The organism is [Actinomadura] parvosata subsp. kistnae, from assembly GCF_900323885.1.
GTDB lineage: Bacteria > Actinomycetota > Actinomycetes > Streptosporangiales > Streptosporangiaceae > Nonomuraea > Nonomuraea composti.
The window spans coordinates 12,622-32,825 of sequence record NZ_OOHJ01000020.1 but is presented as its reverse complement, the minus strand read 5'-3'; the positions used below and the strand labels follow the sequence as shown (position 1 = coordinate 32,825).

At 72.4% G+C, this 20,204-nt stretch carries 17 protein-coding genes; 4 read left to right on the top strand and 13 right to left on the bottom strand.

The features are described 5' to 3' along the window. Positions 1-290 precede the first annotated feature (290 nt). On the bottom strand, positions 291-1,850 hold the full coding sequence (locus tag KIS93_RS66125; RefSeq protein WP_246005437.1) for a Tc toxin subunit A: 1,560 nt from the start codon (positions 1,848-1,850) through the stop codon (positions 291-293). Between the two features lie 311 nt (positions 1,851-2,161). Here KIS93_RS66125 and KIS93_RS41710 point away from each other — a divergent pair, with 311 nt between their 5' ends. Together KIS93_RS41710 and KIS93_RS41705 are read left to right on the top strand one after the other, a co-directional pair. Beyond that, the gene (locus KIS93_RS41710) at positions 2,162-4,396 is read left to right on the top strand and encodes a hypothetical protein (protein ID WP_080039091.1); all 2,235 of its coding nucleotides are present in this window, start codon (positions 2,162-2,164) and stop codon (positions 4,394-4,396) included. A 179-nt stretch (positions 4,397-4,575) separates the two neighbouring features. After that, a complete protein-coding gene (locus KIS93_RS41705) occupies positions 4,576-7,512 on the top strand; it encodes a hypothetical protein (protein WP_155127399.1) in 2,937 nt (978 codons plus the stop codon). Positions 7,513-7,581: 69 nt separating this feature from the next. Here KIS93_RS41705 and KIS93_RS41700 read toward each other — a convergent pair whose 3' ends face one another. The 3 genes from KIS93_RS41700 to KIS93_RS41690 form a co-directional block, all read right to left on the bottom strand. Further along, positions 7,582-8,028, bottom strand: a complete 447-nt coding sequence (locus KIS93_RS41700) for a MarR family winged helix-turn-helix transcriptional regulator (protein WP_080039088.1) — start codon at positions 8,026-8,028, stop codon at positions 7,582-7,584. Further along, the gene (locus tag KIS93_RS41695) at positions 8,025-9,431 is read right to left on the bottom strand and encodes an MFS transporter (protein WP_281261996.1); all 1,407 of its coding nucleotides are present in this window, start codon (positions 9,429-9,431) and stop codon (positions 8,025-8,027) included. Before KIS93_RS41695 ends, KIS93_RS41700 begins: the two co-directional genes overlap by 4 nt. A gap of 154 nt (positions 9,432-9,585) precedes the next feature. Next, the gene (locus KIS93_RS41690) at positions 9,586-11,067 is read right to left on the bottom strand and encodes an alpha/beta fold hydrolase (protein ID WP_080039086.1); all 1,482 of its coding nucleotides are present in this window, start codon (positions 11,065-11,067) and stop codon (positions 9,586-9,588) included. Between the two features lie 202 nt (positions 11,068-11,269). Here KIS93_RS41690 and KIS93_RS41685 point away from each other — a divergent pair, with 202 nt between their 5' ends. Further along, a complete protein-coding gene (locus KIS93_RS41685) occupies positions 11,270-12,196 on the top strand; it encodes an NAD-dependent epimerase/dehydratase family protein (RefSeq protein ID WP_080039085.1) in 927 nt (308 codons plus the stop codon). Between the two features lie 66 nt (positions 12,197-12,262). Here the strand turns inward: KIS93_RS41685 and KIS93_RS41680 are convergent, their stop codons facing one another. The 9 genes from KIS93_RS41680 to KIS93_RS41645 all read right to left on the bottom strand — a co-directional run bounded on the left by KIS93_RS41680 (position 12,263) and on the right by KIS93_RS41645 (position 19,084). Continuing rightward, complete coding sequence (locus KIS93_RS41680; protein ID WP_230466197.1) at positions 12,263-12,925, bottom strand: hypothetical protein; 663 nt, start codon at positions 12,923-12,925, stop codon at positions 12,263-12,265. Positions 12,926-13,062: 137 nt separating this feature from the next. Beyond that, on the bottom strand, positions 13,063-13,413 hold the full coding sequence (locus KIS93_RS63775; protein ID WP_222107828.1) for a S66 peptidase family protein: 351 nt from the start codon (positions 13,411-13,413) through the stop codon (positions 13,063-13,065). Further along, a complete protein-coding gene (locus KIS93_RS41675) occupies positions 13,335-13,988 on the bottom strand; it encodes a S66 peptidase family protein (protein WP_222107827.1) in 654 nt (217 codons plus the stop codon). Before KIS93_RS41675 ends, KIS93_RS63775 begins: the two co-directional genes overlap by 79 nt. Continuing rightward, positions 13,985-14,413, bottom strand: coding sequence for a hypothetical protein (locus tag KIS93_RS41670; protein WP_155127396.1), 429 nt, complete (start codon positions 14,411-14,413; stop codon positions 13,985-13,987). The genes KIS93_RS41675 and KIS93_RS41670 overlap by 4 nt, the downstream gene beginning before the upstream one ends. A 40-nt stretch (positions 14,414-14,453) precedes the next feature. Further along, on the bottom strand, positions 14,454-14,669 hold the full coding sequence (locus KIS93_RS69230) for a DUF6461 domain-containing protein (protein ID WP_418115088.1): 216 nt from the start codon (positions 14,667-14,669) through the stop codon (positions 14,454-14,456). Between the two features lie 281 nt (positions 14,670-14,950). Then, positions 14,951-17,290 (bottom strand): DUF4132 domain-containing protein, encoded by a 2,340-nt coding sequence (locus KIS93_RS41660; protein WP_186404728.1) that lies wholly within the window; start codon positions 17,288-17,290, stop codon positions 14,951-14,953. Positions 17,291-17,463: 173 nt separating this feature from the next. Continuing rightward, a complete protein-coding gene (locus KIS93_RS41655) occupies positions 17,464-17,868 on the bottom strand; it encodes a RidA family protein (RefSeq protein ID WP_080039081.1) in 405 nt (134 codons plus the stop codon). A 60-nt stretch (positions 17,869-17,928) separates the two neighbouring features. Then, positions 17,929-18,144 (bottom strand): aminoglycoside adenylyltransferase domain-containing protein, encoded by a 216-nt coding sequence (locus KIS93_RS69225; protein WP_080039080.1) that lies wholly within the window; start codon positions 18,142-18,144, stop codon positions 17,929-17,931. A 193-nt stretch (positions 18,145-18,337) separates the two neighbouring features. After that, the gene (locus tag KIS93_RS41645) at positions 18,338-19,084 is read right to left on the bottom strand and encodes a TetR/AcrR family transcriptional regulator (protein ID WP_080039079.1); all 747 of its coding nucleotides are present in this window, start codon (positions 19,082-19,084) and stop codon (positions 18,338-18,340) included. Between the two features lie 86 nt (positions 19,085-19,170). Here KIS93_RS41645 and KIS93_RS41640 point away from each other — a divergent pair, with 86 nt between their 5' ends. Further along, the gene (locus KIS93_RS41640; RefSeq protein ID WP_155127393.1) at positions 19,171-20,136 is read left to right on the top strand and encodes an NmrA family NAD(P)-binding protein; all 966 of its coding nucleotides are present in this window, start codon (positions 19,171-19,173) and stop codon (positions 20,134-20,136) included. The last annotated feature ends 68 nt before the right edge of the window (positions 20,137-20,204 follow it).

Below are 20,204 nucleotides of genomic sequence, written 5' to 3'. Positions count from 1 at the left end.
GAACAGCGCCTCCTTGAACGGCACGAAGTCCCGCTCCAGGACCAGCGCGTAGTCGGTCTCCGGCAGGCCCTCGGTGACCAGGGTGCCGTCGGCGCGCAGCCGGCCGGCGAACACGAGCTGGGCGTGGATCTTCCCGGCCAGGCGCTCGCCGAGCCCCAGCCCGAGCAGGTCGTCGTCCACGACGACGCCGAGAGTGGTGACGGCCTCGTAGGCGGCCACGGCGGCCTCGGCCGGGTCGAGGCGCAGCAGGCGGGCGTCGCGCGGCGACACCACGCCGTGGGCCGAGCCGGTCAGCACGTCGTGCACGACCTGCGCGGCGCGGGCGCCGAAGCGTTCGCTCTCGAACATGGCCGGGCGCACCGCCACCTCGTCGAAGCGCCGGCGCAGGTTGTCCAGCACCGCAGGCTGATCGTCGCCCTCGAGACGGCCGTCCCCCTCGCTCCGCTGAGGGCCGCCGCCGAGGATCGCGGCCAGCTCGGCGGCGCCGAAGCCGCTCTCCTGCATCCAGCGGGTGACCGCGAGCAGCGTCTGCGCCAGCCACAGGGCGGAGGCGGCGTCGTCCCCCTCCAGGATGCGGAAGCAGTCCTGGAGCTTCGGCTGCACCCCGCCCAGCACCGAGAACGTGGAGTGCCGCCACAGCGACGGGTCGCTCTCCAGCACGCCCAGCAGGTCGAACAGCTCGCCCGCCGACCCGCCGAGCGCCGAGGTGAGCCGGCCGATCCGGCGCAGCAGCGCGATCTGCGCCGCCCCGACGGGCCGCGGTCGAACGGGCTCGGCTCCAGGGCGTCGTAGCGGTCGCGGTAGCGGCGCACGGTCTCGGCGATGTCGGCCTCCGACGTGCCGATCGCCAGGGCCAGCCGGCGCCGGTAGTCCTTGTTGTGCGGGCCGAGCAGGTCGCCCGACACGGCGGGCAGGTCCTCCGGCACCGGCTCGACCGCCGTGACCAGCCCGCACACCTCGTCCACGGTCAGGTCGTAGCCGCGCTGCAGGTGTACGACGAGCGCGGTGGCGCGCAGGGCCGCCGCGTCGAGCGTGCCGCCGCAGCACGTGGTCAGCACGCGGTCGAGGTCGGCCAGCCCGAGCCCGGTCCACCGGGACAAGCGGACGATCCGGCTGACCCGGTCGTACCAGCCGGAGGTGGTGCCGCGCAGCTCGGTGCCGTCGGCCGACAGGGTGACCGGGGTGCCGCCCCGGTTGGTGAAGGAGTCCTTGGCCGGCCGCGCCGGGTCGTCCGGGTCGCCGAGCAGCTCACGCACGTGCAGCATCGTCAGGCCGGTCACCTGCCTGAACGTCTCCGTCCTCGCCAGCGGGGCGAGCGGGTCCTGCAGCTCCAGCCCGTAGAACGCCTTGATCCGCGCCTCGTCCGCCGGCGCGGTCAGGTGCTGGACGGCTTGGGCGGACAGGCCGAGGAACAGGCGGGCCACGGTGTCGGCGTCGGCCACCGGGGCGAAGACGCGGTAGAGCTCGTCCGGCCCGACCCGCAGGTGGCGCAGGTAGGTCTTGAACCGCTCCTCCTCCAGCGAGAACGGCATGCCGAACGGGTGCTCCAGCGTGAGCATGTCCTCGAACGGCCGGTCCCCGGCGAGCCCTTCCAGCAGCTCGATGACGATGTCGAGATAGGGCGACTCGCCGAAGGTGTTGTCGGCGTCGAGCAGGATCCGCTTGAGGTCGGCGCGCCGGTCGTCGGCGAGCAGCGACGGCCGGTCGAGCACCGTCTCCAGGAGTTTCAGCAGGTCCGCGAGGTAGGCGCCGGGCGAGTAGACCGTCCTGGCCGCGTCCTCCTGACGTGGATCGAGCTCGGTGTCGTCGAACAACTCCTGGTAGCTCGGGAGCCTTTCGGTGCCGGCCATGCGTCCCCCTCAAGGAAGCCTGCGATTCAGGACCGACTTGCACAGAGGGGCCCGCGCCGTCGGAGATACAGGGCCGCGGCCGGCGTCACGAATGTGACGGTGAAGACACCTGTGCGTTCTGGGCCCGGCGGTGGACCATCGGTCCTCAGACGCAGACGGCCTCGGGGGAGAGGGCTGGGGGGACCATGAAGCGACGCAGGGGAAGCACGCTGCCTTTACGGCGGAGCAAACGGGCCAAGAGCGCACCCGACCGGTTCACACCGAACTCGCTGCCGCTCTCGCTGACGCGGAAACCGAAGCCGCATCCGAACGTGTCGCTGATCAAGGCCGATCCGCGCATCACCAAGGTGGCGCCCGGCGCCGGCGGCTGGGACCCGGTCACGTTCACCGCCGGGCACCACCCGCTGCCCGCCACCGCCAAGGTGTCGCTGGCGCCCGAGGCGCTGCTCACCGGCGTCATCGGGCCCCGGTGGATCACGACGCTGGCCATCAGCGGCCTGCAACGCACGCCGTCGCCGTTCAGCGGCAGGATGGGCGACCACACGACGGCCTGGCAGTCCGTGGTCGACTCGATCCAGGCCGCGGTGTACGGCAAGCCGATCGAGGAGGCCGCCGCCGCCGTCGAGGCCCTGCAGAAGGCGGCGGAGGCGTCGCTGAAGGAGCCGGACGGCGCCGGCCGGCTGCTGTTCAGGTGGATGGAGCAGATCGACGCCGGCAGCGCCACGGGCCGGCTGCAGCGGATGGAGGACGCCGCGCAGACCGTCGCCGAGCAGTGCGCGCGGGCGCGGAAGGCGACCTCGGAGCACGAGGCCGCGGCGGCGCTGTCGGCGGCCGTCGCCCAGCACCTCGCGTTCCTGAACTACCTGCCGTTCAGCACGGTCCCGGCCGCCTCGGACCGCGGCTCGACCGGCTCCGGCGAGGGCACGCACCGCGCCGCGCTCCTGCGCTACGAGATCATGGCGGCCATCGCGTCGAGCACGCGGCGCACGAAGAAACCCCTGCCGAAGCCGACGCAGAAGGAGCTGGAGAACGCCAAGGCGGCGGTGTGGGGCATGTTCTCCTTCGATGCGGTGCTGCGCGAGGCGCACATCGACTACGCACTCAACCCGGCCGCCGCCGCCCAGGTCGCCCGGCAGTACGACCAGCTCGTGGCCGTCGACCGCCGGATCAATGACGCGCTGGAGGCCGTGGCCTCCGACACCGGCCGGCCGGCCGCCCAGGACGACCTGGAGCAGGCCGTCGAGGAGCTCAAAGCGATCATCGCGACCGACGGCGTCTACCGGGACATCCTGCGGGCCGCCGGGCACCTGAAGTCGAAGGCGCAGAACGCGCAGGAGCGGCTGACCCAGCCGTACACGCTCGACCGCGCCGCGCAGGCCCGCAAGCTGCAGGCCGCGCCCGACACCCAGGACCACCTGGAGCGGGCCGCGCGGGTGGCCGCGGACATCAAGCGGATCGGCGACGGCGACCAGGCGGCCTCGCTCGCCATCGACGTGCTGTCGCACCTGATGTACCGGCACCTGAGCACGATGGCCGCCGCCTACCCGCACGCGGTCACCGCGCTCGGGCTGCCCGCCCCCGACGGCGGCCGGCTCGGCGCGCAGGCCGGGGCGAAGCTCGCCGAGCAGGTGGAGGCCGCGATGCGGGTGCACTACCCCGACTACTTCGCCGACGACACGAAGCCGGCGCGGCTGGGGCCCCTGTGCGAGCGGATCGCGGCCCAGCTCGCGGCCATGCCGGCGATCCCGGTGACGCCGTCCACCTCCACGTGGGCCTCCGAGGCGCAGAGCACCGGCCTGGTCGTCACGGTCAAGCCGGGCGAGCGGGAGAAGCTGCAGGTCAACGGCCGCGCCCCGGCGCCGCCTGCCGTCTCCGGCATGGGCTGCCACACCACCGCCTGGGTGATGGAGACCCAGCACGCCAACTACCTGGTCCGCAAGGCCCGCGACGAGAAGGAGGTCATCGCGAAGCTGCGGGACGCCGTGCTCGGCGACCTCGACTCCGACCTCATGGGGCTGACGCACCTGCTGCCCGTCGACCAGATCAGGGGGCGGCAGCTCACGTCCCTGTTCGACCAGGCCGCCGCGGTGCTGACGGCCGAGACCGCGTCGCAGGCCGCCGCCGCGTACCTGTCGTTCCGCAACCTGCTGCCGTACGCGACCGTCGACGAGGGCGACCGCAGCGGCAAGCGGGAGCGCAAGGACGGCGGCCGGGACGAGACCTACGACAAGGCGGCGATCGAGCTGGCCGGCGCCCGCCTGGAGGAGGAGCTGACGAAGGCCGGCGACGACGTCATCACCTCGCTGCGGGAGGAGGACGAGCTGCTCAGAAGGCAGGCCGGGCACTGGGACTTCAACCCGGCGCTCGCCCGCGCCGTCGAGGCGACGCGCGAGCGGCTGGCCGGGCTGGCCGACGACCTGACGGACCGGCGGCCCTCGGCGCGCGCCGCGCTGGGCGCGCGCGGCAACGCGCTGCTGCTGAAGACGCGGCAGGCGGAGCACCGGAGGGTCTGGACCGAGGCGAAGTCCTTCAGGGACGGCAAGTAGCAAGCCTTCAAGACGTCGAGAGAACGGCTGGAAAGATCATGTCCAAGCGGGACGCGCGCGCAGGCGCGCGGAAGACCAAACGCACGACCGCCGCCGGCAAACGGCTCAGATCCGGTGAAGGGGACGTGTCCCGGCTCGCGGTGACGAAGCATGACGTGTCCGTCGGCGGGACGTCCCCAATGTCCGGGTCGTCGGTGCCCGCGACGATGCCGAGAGGCTGGGAGACATTCGCCGCGCAACCGGACGAGAGCACCGCCAGGGCGGTGGCGCAGGCGCTGGAGAGCATGCGCCCGCGCACCGCGGTGTCGTCGATGCGGCTCGTCGCCGAGACGCTGGCCCAGCGCCCGCCGCGCGAGCGCAGCGAGATGTCGCGGCTCATCGTCTCGCGGCTCAGCGGCGACGCCGCCCGGACCTTCATGAAGGCGACCGCCGAGGTCCGCCTGGCGAGCCCCGTGCAGCCGCAGGCACCCGCGGACCCGGGAACAGAGCAGCCGCCGCAACACGAGAACGTGCTGCACAACCTCGACCTGCTGCCGCCGAAGCAGCTCGCCGAGCCGCCCGCCACGACCCCCGGCGGCCGCGACCGGCAGCGCATCGAGGCGCTCGACCTCGCCACGGCGGACCTGGTCGCGGCCGAGGAACGCACCGACGACGTGCGCGACGCCTCCACGATGGGGTACCTGCGGGAGGCGTCCAAGCTCATCAACACGATCGGCGCCCAGGGGACGACGTACTCGCAGGAGCGCCGCGCCGAGCTCGGCCCGCAGGTGACGGGCACGACGCAGGAGCACATCGTCGAGCAGATCGGCTTCCGCGCCGCGAAGACGCAGCGCGTCGACAAGGGCGGCCTGTCCACCCAGAACGATCTGGCCGCCACCTACTGGCGCACCAACTTCCGCGACACGCTGGAGAAGTTCGTCGGCAAGCTGCGGGTCAGCGGCCTGCCCGGCCCCGGCGACCTCGTGGTCAACAGCCCGCGCGTGCTGCGCAAGCTGGAGATGATGGTGCCGCCCGACGTGGTCGCCGCACTCAAGATCACGCCGCTGGCCGGCAAGACGGGCGTCAGCGTGCTGAGCGGCACCGACAAGTTCCCCGACATCGACTGGAACTCCATCCTCCAGGAGCTCGGCGCGACGCCGTCGGCGTACCAGATGTACGCGCTCATGGACACCGGCAAGCAGCCGCCCCCCGACGACCTCAAGGCCGACACGCGGGCCGACCTCGTGCAGCTCATCACCTCCAGCCCGTTCTCCCGGCTGCAGGAGATCGCGCGCGGCAAGGGCGAGGTGGCGCCGGTGCTCGCCATGATCGAGCACCTCGTGCTCGGCCTCACCGACGACCTCGGCCCCGACCGCTACGACCCGCTGACCGCCAACGCGCTCGGCTCGCTCAGCCGGCTGATCGACATCGCCGTGGCGTACGAGCACAACCCGACCGTCGCGATGCGCGCGGCCGACCTCATGATGGACGAGATCGGCGTCGTCCTCGCCGCGGCCGGCAACTACACCCGCCCCGACTACCTGGACGCCATGCGGGCGATCCTGCTGGAGCGGGCGCCCAGCATCGCCAAGGACGTCGGCAAGCGCGTCCAGCTCGACAGCCACCTCATGACCAGCGGCATGGACGCCCTCGCCACGGCGCTGTCGATCGCCCTGGGCGCGCGCTACCGCGACCAGGTCTCCCGCCCCACCGAGAAGATCGACTACTTCGAGACCGGGCTGCTGCTCGGCAAGCTCAAGAAGGGCCAGACGGTCGCGCCGCGCGACGACGTCCTGGTCGCCGCGCTCAACCCGAGCACGCCCTTCAACACGCCCGACCCGGGCCGGCTCGTCGCCGACGTGCTCAAGGCCGTGCAGACCCGCAAGAAGGACGACCCGCCGTTCGCGCTGATCCTCGACAGCACCATCGAGACCGCCGGGCCCGACGGCAGCACCCAGCTCGACACCGTGCTCGGCGGGCTGAAGGACGCCGTCGCCGACGGCCGGCTCGAGATCTTCCTGTGCAAGAGCTTCCAGAAGTACGCCTCGTTCGGCACCGGCAAGGTGGCCGCCGGGGACCTGACGCTGCTGTCGAAGCCGGGCGCCCGGCCGTCCGGCTCGACGCGGGCCCAGGCGATGCTGCACGAGTCCGACCTCGACCTCGCCCGCCACGACGAGGCGCAGCTCGTGGTGCACATGCTCAAGCACGGGCACCGCGACGAGCTGGCGCTGATCGCCGACGCCGCCCGGAACGCCCGGTTCGTGGACGCGTTCTGCTGGCCGATCGACCCGTCGAACCCGGCACAGGGATCCACGTACGTGGACGGCATCCCGCTGCTCCTGCGCTCGACGCCCACCGGCAAGGTGGACGCGCTGTTCAAGAACCTCGTCCAGATCGACCAGCGCGACAGCTTCTCGTTCCTGCGCACCTCCTACGTCGGCGGCATCCCCGGCCCCTGGGAGTCGCCGTCGCCCCAGGACGGGTGGTACGTGCGGATCAACCCCGGCCACGAGTCGAAGGAGAGCATGGTCGAGTGCTTCTACGCGTTCGGCCACCTGACGACGAGCACGCCGCCGGGCGCGAAGGGCCCGGTCCAGGCGGGGGTGGACCTCGGCAACCTGCAGCTCAAGTCCGTGCGCGAGCACCTGGCCGCCCTGAACGGCGTGGCCGACGGCGACGACCCGGACCTCGCGCGGTTCCGTACCAACGTCATCGCCTCCTACTGCGCCTTCGCCCTGCAGAACGTGCGGCCCAGGGCGAGCGCGCTGCCGCTGCTGCTCGCGTTCTTCGCCCGTCCCATGGACGGCGTCACGATCGAGACCCGCCGCTATCTCGCCGGCGAGCTGCTGTCGCTGGCGCAGGCCAAGGACCTCGACCCGAAGACGCTGGGGGAGTGGAGCAACGCGGCCCGGGCCGTCCCGATGCCCGGCGCGATCGCCGCCGACGGCACCGCCGCCCTGTCCGCGCTGCGCCGCGCGGCGGCCGTGCTCCCGGCCTGGCAGCTCAAGCCGCTCGCCGAGAAGCTGCGGCTCAAGCTCGACGGGGACACGGAGGAGGCGACCCGGCTGCGCGGGTCGGGCGACGGGGTGCGGCTGCTCGCCCTGGTGGGTCAGGCACTCCGCCCGGACGCGACCTGACCAGCCTCATCACGACCGGCCCTTTCACGACCGGCCCTTTCACGACCGGCCCTTTCACGACCGGCCCTTTCACGACCGGCTCGCGGGCTCCTCCGGAGTGCGGAGCCTGGCGATGATGCGGTCGAGGGCGGCCAGGTCGGCGGGGTCGAGGGCGAGCAGCGAGCGGGGCGGCCGGGCCAGGATGCGCTCGGCCTCCTCGGCGACCGCCGTGCCCGCCGGCGTCAAGGCGACGATCTTGCTGCGGCGGTCGCCGGGGGAGACGCTGCGGGTGACGTAACCGCGCTGCTCCAGATCGTCCACCATCAGCGTCGTGTACGGCTTGTCGGTGGACAGCTCGGCGGTCAGCTCCCGCATCGTCATCGGCCCGGCCAGCAGGCGGCGCAGCGCCTTGACGCGGAAGAAGCTCATGCCGAGCGTCTCGGCCACCTCCTTGCGGCGATCCTCCTGCCGCAGGACGAGGTCGTACATGCCGGACCAGACGCGGGCCACCGCCGCCTGGTCGGGGCTGTCGGTCATGAGGGGTCCGCCATTCTGTCGGGAGCGGGGGCCAGCCGTTCGGCGGTACGGACGGCGCTGCGCCGGGCCCAGCCGGTCGTGGTCAGGATACCGAGCAGAACGATCACCAGGCTGCACCCGGCGATGATCCACCAGCCGATGTGGCTGGCCGCCGGGAACCCGATCGCGAACGGCCCCACGACGGCCGAGGTGACCAGCGAGCCGATGACCGCGACGCCGAGCGACTGGCCGATCTGGCGGCTGGTCGAGGCCACCGCCGCCGCCACCCCGGCCTGGGCGCGCGGCATGCCGGACACGGCGGTGTTGGTGATCGGCGCGTTCACCGTGCCGAAGCCGAGGCCGAACAGCACGTACGCGACCATGAGCAGCCACGTCGGCGTGTCCGCCGACAAGGTCGTCATGATCAGGCCGCTGGCCCCCATGGCGGTGCCGGCCACGAGCAGCGGGATGCGCGGCCCGGCGTTCCCGACGATCCGGCCGGACAGGGGCGCGCAGAGCACGGTCAGCCCCGCCATGGGCAGCGTGTAGAGGCCGGCGTGCAGGGCGGACAGGCCCAGCACGTCCTGGAGGTAGAGGGTGTTGACGAACAGGAAGCCGGCCAGCGCCGCGAAGGCGCACACGGCGATGACGGTCGCGCCGGCGAACGGGGCGCTGCGGAAGAAACGCAGGTCGATCAGGGGCTCGGCGCGGCGCAGCTCGTACGGTGCGAGGACGGCCAGCGCCAGCGCGGCGACCGCGAAGCAGCCCAGCGTGCGCGGCGAGCCCCAGCCGGCGGCCGGCGCCTCGATGAAGGCGTAGGTCAGGGTGGCCAGCAGCACGATGACCAGCACCTGCCCGACCGGGTCCACCCGGCGCGGGCGCGGCGCCCGCGACTCCGGCACGAACAGCGCGCACAGCACGAACGCGGCCACGCCGACCGGGATGTTGATCCAGAAGATCGCCTGCCAGCCGACCGAGCCCACCAGCGACCCGCCGACCAGCGGGCCCAGCGCCATGCTGATGCCGACCACGCCGCCCCACACGCCGATGGCCCGCGCGCGCTCGCGCGGCTCGGTGAACGTGTTGGTGATGATGGACATGGCGACGGGGTTGAGCATGGAGCCGCCGACGGCCTGCAGCGCCCGCGCCGCGACCAGCCAGCCGAGGCTGGGGGCGAGCGAGCACATGAGCGAGCCGAGCGTGAACAGCGTCAGCCCGGTCTGGAACGTGCGCCTCCTGCCGATCCGGTCGCCGGTCGAGCCGGCCAGCATGAGCAGGCTCGCCAGCACCACCGTGTAGGCGTCGATGATCCACTGCAGGCCGGAGAAGGAGGCGTTCAGGTCGTGGCGGATGGCGGGCAGCGCGATGTTCACGATCGTGTTGTCCAGGCCCACGATGAACAGGCTCATGCAGCAGATGGCCAGGACGAGCAGGCGCCGGCGGGGGCTCAGCGCGGGGCGGCCGCGGGCGGCGCGGTCGTCCGGCTTGTTATAGGCATATAACGATTATATTCGCATAACTAATGTTTTGTCGCCGGGGGGCCGGCGACGGAGCCCCGCTCCGGCGGGGTGAGGGCGATCAGGGAGCGGGGGCGGGCGGGCAGCGGACGCCCCGCTCCGGCACGGTGAGCGCGATCAGGTACGCGTCGATCGCCGCCGTGACGCAGCCCGTCATGCCGTAGACGCCGTGACCCCAGCCCTCGTAGGTGAGCAGCACCGCTTTCGGGCCGAGCAGGCGCGCCACGTTCGACGCCCACGCGTACGGCGTGTCCGGGTCGTGCAGGGAGTTGGCCAGCAGCAGGGGAGTGCGGCCCGCGTACCGGGGCCGGTGCTGCGGGTTGCTGACCGGGTGGCCCTGGCAGATCGGCAGGTCGCCCATCGGCATCGGGTTGTAGCCCAGGTCCGGGGCCCGCCGGCCGGCGGCGGCCAGCACCTCGGCGTACTCCTCATGGTCGCGCACCGACAGGTCGTGGTCCTCGCAGAGGATCGCGGCCGGCAGCTCGGCGACATCCCCGCCCAGCAGCCGCTTCAGCCACGCGCCCAGCACCCCGCCCGGCGGCGCGCCGCCCGGCTGCGGCGGCAGGTCCGGCGGCACCGGCCCGCCGTCCAGGGCGAGCAGCACCCCGGCCAGCCGCCGCCACTCGGGGCCCTCATTGAGCACCACACCCAGCCACCGCAAATTGTGCGCGGTCAGCGGGCCGCCGCCCGGGTAGGTCAGCTCGCCGCGCTCCGCCCGCCCGATCAGCCCTCGCCACAGCGCGCGGACGTCCCGCCCGTGCAGGACGCACTGCGCGTCCCGCCCGCACCAGGCCACGAACTCGTCGAAGGCGTCCTGGACGCCGGCCGCCTCGCTCTCCTGGAACTCCCGGACGCCCAGGGTGTGGTCCATGCTGCTGTCCAGCACCATGGCCCGGACCCGGTCCGGGAAGAGCTCGGCGTACATCTGCTGCGCCAGCGTCCCGTACGAGACGCCGTACGAGGTCAGCTTCTCCTCGCCGAGGGCGGCGCGGATCGCGTCCATGTCGCGGGCCACGCTCACCGAGTCCACGTGGTCGTAGAGCGGGCCGGTGCGCTCGCGGCAGTCGGCGCGCAGCCGCCGGGTGTAGGCCGTCCAGCGGTCGTGGTCGGCCTGCCCGGTCATGATCGGGGGCGGCATCTCCCGGTACAGCGACGCCGAGCAGATCACCGCGTTGCTGCGGGCGACGCCACGGGGGTCGTAGCCGACGATGTCGAAGCGGCGCTGCACCTCCTCGCTGAAACCGGAGGGACGCAGCAGGTCGTCCACGCCCGAACCGCCCGGCCCGCCCGGGTTCGCCAGCAGCGACCCGATTCTCGCGCGTGGATCTTTCGCCCTGCGGCGGGCCAGCGCCAGATCCACGGTCGGGCCGTCCGGGTCCGCCCAGTCGACCGGCACGGCCAACCGGCCGCACTCCACCTCGGGATCCTCCCGGCACGGCACCCAGACGACGACGTCCCGCCGCCCGCGCGGGACCGTCGCGACCGCCGTCGAGACGGGCAGAAGGACCACCATCACCATGAGGACGGCGGCGAGCCTGGACAATCCCCGACGCACCCTGCTCCAAGCCTCGCAACGTTCCCGATCTCTCGACGAACGAATGTAACAGGCGGCCCGGGCCGGGACTCATGCCATGGCGACGGCCACGGGGGCGTTTGCCGTTCCGGCAACGGAAACCGGGCCCGCGCCCGCCCGGCCACCACGATGGGCAGCCCGTACGCACGACCAAGCAGGAGCACCCACACCCATGCACGTCTTCGTCACCGGAGCGAGCGGCTACATCGGCGGCGCCGTCGCCACCCGCCTCCTCCAGGCCGGCCACACCGTCACCGGCCTCACCCGCGACGCCGCCCACGCTCGCGCCCTCGCCCGGCTCGGCGTCCAGCCCGTCACCGGAAGCCTGGACGACGCCGCCCTGCTCGCCGAGCACGCAGGCCGCGCCGACGCCGTCGTCAACGCCGCCGACAGCGACCACCGCCAGGCCGCCGAAACCCTCGTCGCCGCCCTGACCGGATCCGGCAAACCGCTCATCCACACCAGCGGCTCCAGCATCGTCGCCACCGGCACCACCGGCGAGGCCACCGACACGATCTTCGGCGACGACCTCCTCGACCCCGGCTCCACCTGGCAGCCCGGCCACCCCGTACGCCGGGCGCGCGTCGCCGTGGACCGCCTCGTCCTGGCCGCCGCGCGGCACGGCGTACGGACGGCGGTCCTGTGCCCCAGCCTCATCTACGGGGAGGCGCGCGGCCTGCCCCGCGACAGCGTCCTGATCGCCGCCCTGGTCCGGCAGGCCCGCGCCGGCGGCGTGGTCCGGCACGTCGGGGCCGGACGCAACATCTGGTCCACCGTGCACCTCGACGACGTCGCCGACCTGTACCTCCTCGCCCTGGAGCAGGCACCGCCCGGCACGTTCTCCTTCGCCGAGAACGGCGAGGCGTCCTTCCTCGCGATCACCAGCGCCATCGCCCGCCGCCTCCGCCTGCCCGGCCCTCTTCCCTGGGAGCCGGGCTTGGCCGGCGACGTCTGGCACCCGGAGTTCGCCCGGCACGCCCTCGGCTCCAACAGCCGCGTCCGCGCCACCCGCGCCCGCGCCCTGCTCGGCTGGCGCCCCCGGCACCACTCGATCACCGACTGGCTCACGACCGCCGACCTGGGCGAGCGGGACCGGTGACGAGCGGGACCGATTCCCCGAGAACCCGGTAACGAGGCGAGCCGAGGCACGCTACCCGTAGGGGCGTCACTCGTCGCTGTTGCTGTCGCCGTCGGGGCTCGCCGCCTCCCCGCCCCGCGTGATCTGCAGGGGCGCGGCGGCCGGCCCTCCAGTAAGCTCACGCCCTTGCCCCAGCGTGTATTCGAGCTGCCTGGCCAGCCGCGGCAGGCTCGCTGGCGGCAGGTACGCGTCCGCGCCCGCGTCGAGCAGCCGCCGGACCGGCCCGTGGTACTGGACGCCGAGCTCGTGATCCTCGATCTCGGTGATGACGACCCGCGCCTTCGGGAACATCGCCCGCAACGCCCCGATCAGCTGCGGGCTGCCCGGAGGCACCAGCAGCACATCGGCCGTCGTGGGGGCGGCGTGCATGTCGAGCACCACGTAGTCCGCCCCGAGCTGGTCGGACAGGGTCGTCCTGGCCGCGGCGGACAGCTCCATCGCGGTGGCCACCACGGTCACGCTGTCGTAGTCGATCGTCGGCTCGTCGGTTTCCTCGTCCGCCGTGCCGGCCGTGGGATCGACGACGGCGCCCTGGACCACGGCGACCGTGCTGGAGATCGTCGCAATGGACGCGCCGTCCCGCGTGACCACCAGGCTCTCACCGGGCTCGAGGCCGTCGATGAGCTCCACGAGATCCCCGGGAAGACCGGCGACGTCGAGGCTGCGCGCCGCCCGCTTGCGGCTCACCACGCCGGGCACATCGGTCGCCCATTGATCATCGTGCTCGCGCGAAGTGTGCCGTTCAAAAGGATGCCCCCATCAGCCCTGCCCTTCCTGACACCGTGATCCTGTTGGACGCTCCCGCACGATCATTGGTTCGGGCGCCGTCACCGCGCGGGCGGGCTCACCGTGAGGGTGCCGCTGCCGGTGTCGAGGTCGGCCATCGTCCCGAGAGCGACCGCGTGCGGATCCGTCCCATGCCCGAACTCGAGACCACCGAGCACGGGCACGCCGAGCGGAACGAGCCGGTCGCGCAGAACATCGACGAGATTCCACCCACGATCGCTGTAGTCCTCAAACCCGGGAAACCGCCCCAGAGCGACCCCCTGGAGACCGTCCAGGGCGCCGGCGCGGATGAGCTGGGTGAGCTGCCGGTCGATCACCCCCAGCCCGACCGTCCGCTCCGCCTCGACCAGCAGGATCGCCCCGGAGAGATCCGGCAGCCCGGCCCCCACCATCCCGGCCGCCGCCCCAGCCACCCGCCCAGCAACCGCCCCCGAGCCCGCCCGGGCACCTCGGCGGCCACCGAGAGCAGCCGCGGATTACGACGGTACGTCACAGGCTCGACGCCCATGAGCAACCGCCGAACGGTCGCGATCGCGTGGGGCCCGACAAGACAGCCGTGAACGCCAGACACCCGGCACCGACCCCAGATGGCCAGATGCAGGTACGTGATGTCACTGAACCCCACCAACGGCTTCGGATCCGCCCGGACGGCCTCGAAGTCGACAGCGTCCACGATCCGGTAGGCGCCCGCCCCACCCCGCGTGGTGACGACCGCCCGCACCTCGGGATCGGCGAAGGCGGCATTGAGATCGGCCACCCGATCCGCGTCCCGCCCGGCCATGTAGCCGTGCCGGTCCAGGACATGCTCCCCGACCTTGACCCGCAACCCCCAACCGGTCAGCAACCTGGTGAGGTCTTCGACATCGCGGGCGTCGGGAAAGCTGGCGGGGGAGACGAGCGCGACGTGGTCGCCGCTCTCCAGCCGCGGCCAGCGCGCCTCCGGGGGTTCATGCGCTGTGGTCGTCATGGAAGCCGTTCATCTCTGTCTTCTGGCCTGGAGGCACCCGCGGAGTCTTCAGGAAGTCGAACCCCGTGCGCTTGTAACCGGGAGACGATCAGCTCCCGGAGCTCGCGTTCTCGAGCGGCGGCTTCGTGGCGTCCGGTCCGATCGGCGGCCTCGGCCCAGCGTTCGAGGACGTCGATCGTGAGAAGCCATTGAGCGATCGTCAGTTTGGGTTTCACGATCTCGTCCGGCGGAGGCCACGAACCGGAGCCTGGAACGCCGGGCGTCCAATGAGCGATCTGATCCCACCCGGCCCTGCGGATGCTGCGCGCAAGATCGGCACGTCGGCGATCGCCGTTCACTGTCTCGACGCTGGCGTCATTGTCCATGGACGCGTCGATGAGCCCCCACTGGCGGAGAGGCATCGCGATGATCAGGCCGGCACTCATGCCGGCATGGTGCCGAGGTCGCGAAGACTGGTCAAGGCGATCAGTAAGCTCCGGGAATGGCGGCGCCCAGAACGGGGCGGCGAAGATGCTCCAAGGTGATCACGACGCGGGTGATCCGGCCGGCGATCGCCAGGGCCGCCGGGATGGCGTTGTCGATGCGTTCGGCGGCGGCTGGATCGATGCCGAGCTCGCGAAGGTGCCGACTGAGCCGGTCAGGATCCGCGCCACGCCTCTCGATGGGAGAGGTCGGGTTGATGTCGGTGAGGTATTCCCCGTCGACGGCGTAGGCGAGGCGGTGCCGGGCGGCGTATGACCGGGTAGCCGCTGGCTTGCGCCCACTCCCGGGCGGGGCTGTGCTTGAGGGAGGTCACCCGGAGCGGGGTGAAGTCGGCGCCGGACATGATCGGAAACTACCGTTGGAGGTGACGCCCTGTCCGCCCGGCGAGCGAGCCGCCATTCGTGCCGGAAGCCCGCGAACCGTTCCCCCGAGGACTTCCGCGACATCACTGCTGATGAGACGGTGCCCGGGCGGGGCGTTCAGCCGAGCTGCCGGGTGATCGTCGGGTCGGTGATCGCCGTGTCGTCGGCCAGGAGGAACGCCTTCGACAGGATCACCGACAGGGTCCCGCCGTCGTCCTCGAACGGCAGGAACACCGATCCGGCCGCGCCGCCCCCGCCCGCCGGGACGATGCACAGGTAGGCGTCGTTGGGCTCCATCAGGACGTTCGCCGACCCCAGATGGATCTTGTAGGTCTTCAGATCCCCTCGGACAACAAGGAACCGGTCGGTCAGCTCCAGCCGGGAGGCGATCTTCAATCTCGGCAGCAGCCGCGCCAGCGCCTCGCGCCGGGTCTTGGCCGTCTCCGTCAGCTCGCCGAAGCCGTGAGAGTGCCAGTAGCGTTCGTGGCCGATCAGCGCCTGCTCGTCGCGGGCGACCGAGGCCACGCCCACGGCGAGGTCGGCCTCGCGCAGGATCTCCGACAGCACCAGCGGCGGCACGTCGGCCATCGACGCCGGTCGCCCGTCGCGGTGGAAGGTGATGGCCTCGGTGGCGCACAGCAGGGGATCCCCGTACCCGGAGACGATGTGCAGGGCCCAGCGGGCCTGCCAGCCCGCCAGATCGCGCACCACCTCCCCCTGGTCGCCGCCGTTGTCGTAGTCCCAGTTGCCGATGGAGCGGCCGGTCCAGCCGCGCTGGCCGAGCAGGGTCCGGGCCTGGCCATAGCGCAGGACGTGACCGGCGAAACGGTTGGAGAAGGTGCCGGTCCGCTCCTCGGCGGGGGTCAGCGGGTAGAGCTCGCGGAAGACCTGTTTGAACGGCTGGCGCACCCCGCTCTCGATGAGGTGGTCGCGCCACGCCGCCACCTCGCCGGCGGTCGCGTGGATCGGGTGCCACAGCCCTGCCACGGCGTCGGGAGCGGGGCGGTGGCCGGCCAGTTCCCAGCCGTCGGGCGTCTTGACCGGCAGGGCAGCCCGGCCGCCGGCGATCTGCCAGACCAGGGCGCGGGCGTAGGGGCCGGTGACGGGATGGTCGAGGAAGTACTCGCTCACCTCGCGCCACTGCCACGTCCGTTCCTGGACGATCGCCTGCTCCAGGCGGAACCGCTCGGCCGCCTGCGCCAGCTTGAGCTCCTTCAGGACGGCCCGCAGATCCGACAGCTCCGCCCGCAGCTCCTTCGGCAGCGACTTGACCGTTTTGCCCGCCGCGTTCACGTACCGCAGGGCCGGCACGCCGGCGCACAACCTGACCCGGTAGTCGCCGATCCGCTCCTCGCGGACGCCGCCGGCGTCCAGGCCGAAGGTGGGGACCGCCCGGTCGAGCAGCTGCTCGCGGGTCAGCCCGTTCGCGGCGGCCACCGCGTCGAGGGCGAGGCTCAGATTCCTCTGTACGGACCTCGCGCGCACCTTCGCCTGGATCCTGGACAGCGGGACGATCACGTCGAGGCCGCCCCTGCGGGCCAGGACGCCGACGGCGGCGTTGGTGACCGGTTCGCAGCGGCAGGTGGAGCCCATGCCGTTGCTGCCGGTGCCGCACGTCGTCGCGACGTCGGTGACGAGCGAGGTCACCCAGCGCTCGTCGATCACTTGGCAGGTCCACAGGATGCCGCGCACCACGACGATGGTGTCCTCCCTGAGGAAGACCTTGTCCCGCCACTCGTTGTCGCCGTACCCGACGACCCAATCTCCGCCCCGGTAGGCCGCCAGCCGCGTGAGCAGCTCACGGACCAGGGCGACCGCGCCGGGGGTGAGCATCCGCTCGGCGTTCCTGAGCCACCGGGCGCTGGGCCTGGTGGAGCGGGCGGTGTTCCAATGGCGGAACAGCGGCAGCACCTCGGCCAGGCGCGCGCCGTACTCCTCGGCCAGCATGCGGGCGAAGGGGTCGGTGTCGCCGATCTCGGTACGGACCACCCCGGCCGGGCCGTTCTCCGCGGGTTCGGTGAGCAGCTCGGTCACCTGCCCGGCCAGGAGCGCCCGCGCCTCCTTCAGCCCCGGCCCCGACGTCAGCCGGCGCAGCAGCTCGCGGCGCTGCTGGTGGTCGAACCGGCGGGCCGCCGCGAGCGGGATCCGGAACAGCTCCTCGTAGCGGGTGTGCCCCTGCCGCACCCAGTATCCTGCCCGCTCCATGAGGTGGTGAGCTTCGAGGTAGGTGAAGTCGATGTCGCGCTCGGCCACCGACCGGACCATGCGCAGCACCCGCTCGTCGTAGTCGTGGCCGCCCTCCGGCCCCAGCCAGAGCCTCATCTGCGCGTACGTGCCGTAGACCCGCCAGTCGACGTCGAGACCGGGCTCGAGCCCTTGCTCGGTGAGCTCGTCGAACCGGAGGTAGGCGGCCCTCGTGGCCGGCTCCAGATGGTCCCATTTGCCCGCTGACGTCATCACACGGCTCCATTCACGATCGCAAACGCTGGGGGTGATCATGAATATCAGCCGGAACCGACAGATCTCCCGTCACCGGCCGTCTGGGCGCGTCGAAGACGACAACGAGCCCCGGTCCGCGCCCCACAAGACCCCGGGACGGCCGGGCCCGGGTCTTGTGGGGAGCGGGCGGCTCAGTCGATGATCGCCGTGACTTCGGCCTCGACCAGGATGCCGGGTTCGAAGAGCACGTCCACCCCGATCAGCGCGGCCGGCGGCCTGGCGATGTCGAACTCGCGGGCCGCCTGCTCGACGCCCGCGTTGAAGGCGTCGTACATCTCCCTCTTCCAGCCCGCGGCGTACCAGGTGAAGCGGACGACGTCGTGGAACGTCGCCCCGGCCGCGTCCAGCGCCGCGGCGACGTTGCGGTAGACCTGGGCCACCTGGCCGGCGAGATCGCCCGGCGCCACCAGCTCGCCGTTCCCGTCCCAGGCGACCTGCCCCGCGATGTGGACCTGCCTGCTCCCGCTCGCAACCGCGACGTGGTGGTAGAGCGGAACCTGGACGTGCCCGTCAGGGTTGATGAGCGAAACAGCCACGAGAACTCCCGATCAGTCAGCTGACGGAGGCCTCGGAACGGCCTCCGTACTCTCTAGTGGTTACTGGGAAACCATAGGAGAGCGATCGCTGACGTGGAAGAACGCACTTTTCCGAAACCGGGGAACCTCATGGTGACCAAGCAGCTCGGCGGCCCGTACGCGGCCCCGCTCATGGCCCATGGCCGGCAGGCGGTGGAGCGCCCACCGTCCACCGTCGATCTTGGACACGAGTGCGCCCTCCGCTGCGAACCGCCAGGCACGACATGCATGGAGCACTGCTTATTCACCAGGTGCGCGCTCTGCGGCGCTCCAGCCCGTGAGCAGGGCAGGGTAGGCGGTCGTCGCTCAGCCGTTGTGCGGCGGCCGCCTGCTCATCCGCCGTCATGGGGTGCTCGCGGACGGGCGCGATCGGGGAGGAAGACGAGCGTGGTCCGCACCTGCTGGAGAAGGTCGCCTGACGTGGTGATCGCTAGCCGGCGAGGCGGCGTCGGTGGGCGCGCTGGCGGCAGGTGGAGCCGCAGTAGCGGGGTGGCCGCCCGGTGGTGCGCGCCGGCAGCGGTGCCCCGCACTCGGCGCAGTGCCGCGGGGTTTCGTGACGCGGCGGGGACGGTGGGTCACGGAAGGGGTCGGGTTTCGTGACGGTGCGGGTGCGTAGTCCTTCGAGCAGCAGTCGTACGAGGCGGGTGCCGCGGTCCTGGTCGTGGTGGGCCGCGCGGAGGGCGGCGCCGCCGACGGCGAGGGCCGACAGGTCGTCCACCCGCACGTCGGCGCGGATCACCCCGGCCTGCCGCGCGTCGCGCAGCAGCCGCTCCAGTGCCTCGTGGAAGCGCCGGACCGCCGCGGCGAGCACGGCGCGCGGCCAGCCGCGGTCGCCGGTGAGCGCGTCACAGACGTATTGCCGGCCCGCCGACTTCTCGATCACGTCGAGCAGGAAGCCGACCAGCGCGTCGCCGGGAGCGGCGCGGGCGCTCCACCGCTCGGCGCCGGCCACCAACGCGTCGAGGTATTCGGCGAGCACCGCCTCCAGCAGGACGTCCTTGCTCGGGAAGTGCCGGTAGACGGTGCCGGCGCCGACCCCGGCGCGTTGCGCGATGCGGGCTAGGGACGCCTCCGGCCCCTCCTCGGCGAACACCCGCATCGCCGTGCGCAGGACGACCTCCCGGTTGCGGCGGGCGTCGGCCCGCCGGGCGGGTGCGGCGAGTGGCGCTGCTGTCATGTCACGAAATCCTTGTGTGTAGCGGCTAAACGGGTGGAGCATTCCGGACCCGTCCAGTATTTCCCCCATCAACGGAGGACACCACCATGACCACCGCCACCCCGGCAGGCTCCGGCGCCACGATCCTCGTCACCGGCGCGACCGGCAAGCAGGGCGGCGCCACCGCCCGGCGGCTGCTCGCCGGCCGCTGGAACGTCCGGGCGCTGGTGCGCGACCTGGCCGCGCCGGCCGCCGCCGAGCTGGCCGCCGCGGGCGCGGAGCTGGTCCGCGGCGACTTCGACGACCCGGCGAGCCTGCCGCCCGCGCTCGACGGCGTCGCCGCCGTGTTCGGCGTTCCGCCCGTCGCCTACGGCCCGTCCGGACCGGAGACCGGACTGGAGGCCGCCCGGGGCAGGGCGCTGATCGACGCCGCGGTCAAGGCGGGCGTCGAGCAGGTCGTCTTCAGCACCGTCGCCTCCCTGTCCACCTCCCTGTCCACCTCCACGTCCGCCTCCACGTCCGCCTCCAGCTCTGCCCCCGCGCGGGGCGGGCGGGGCAAGAGGCTGATCGAGGAGTACCTGCATGACCACGTGGCGCTGCCGACCGTGCTGCGCCCGGTCCGGTTCATGACCAACTACCTGGGCGTCGGCGCCGTCGCCATCGACGGCCTCTCACCCGACGGCGTGCATCGCCACCTGTTCCCGCCGCACGAGCCCATGCAGGTCATCGCGCTGGAGGACATCGCCGAGTTCGCCGCGCTCGCCTTCGCGGACCCGGCCAGGTTCGCCGGGCGCACCCTGGAGCTCGCGGGCGACGAGCCGACCCCGGTCGAGGCCGCCGCCGCGATCACCGCGGCCACCGGCCTGCCGATCCGGTACGAACAGATCACCGGCGACGACGCCGCCCGGCTCGGGCCGGAGGTCGCCGACACCATGAGGCACTGGCACGCCGGTCACCGCTGGCACGCCGACCTCGAAGCGCTGCGCGTCATCCACCCCGGCCTGCGCACCCTGTCCGACTGGCTCGCCGAATCGGGCGCCTCCGCCATCCGCGCCCACCTTGCGGGGATCTGAGCCGCCCCAGGACCGCGATCCGGGCGCGCCTCGCAAGGGCTTGTCTCACATACCCGGATGACCTGGTT

Coding starts and splice junctions, on each gene's coding strand:
- KIS93_RS41675 (WP_222107827.1), bottom strand. CDS start 13,988: ATGACGACCACAGCGCATGAACCCCCGGAGGCGCGCTGGCCGCGGCTG.
- KIS93_RS41705 (WP_155127399.1), top strand. CDS start 4,576: ATGTCCGGGTCGTCGGTGCCCGCGACGATGCCGAGAGGCTGGGAGACA.
- KIS93_RS41700 (WP_080039088.1), bottom strand. CDS start 8,028: ATGACCGACAGCCCCGACCAGGCGGCGGTGGCCCGCGTCTGGTCCGGC.
- KIS93_RS41685 (WP_080039085.1), top strand. CDS start 11,270: ATGCACGTCTTCGTCACCGGAGCGAGCGGCTACATCGGCGGCGCCGTC.
- KIS93_RS66125 (WP_246005437.1), bottom strand. CDS start 1,850: ATGGCCGGCACCGAAAGGCTCCCGAGCTACCAGGAGTTGTTCGACGAC.
- KIS93_RS41670 (WP_155127396.1), bottom strand. CDS start 14,413: ATGAGTGCCGGCCTGATCATCGCGATGCCTCTCCGCCAGTGGGGGCTC.
- KIS93_RS63775 (WP_222107828.1), bottom strand. CDS start 13,413: ATGGTGGGGGCCGGGCTGCCGGATCTCTCCGGGGCGATCCTGCTGGTC.
- KIS93_RS41660 (WP_186404728.1), bottom strand. CDS start 17,290: ATGACGTCAGCGGGCAAATGGGACCATCTGGAGCCGGCCACGAGGGCC.
- KIS93_RS41645 (WP_080039079.1), bottom strand. CDS start 19,084: ATGACAGCAGCGCCACTCGCCGCACCCGCCCGGCGGGCCGACGCCCGC.
- KIS93_RS41640 (WP_155127393.1), top strand. CDS start 19,171: ATGACCACCGCCACCCCGGCAGGCTCCGGCGCCACGATCCTCGTCACC.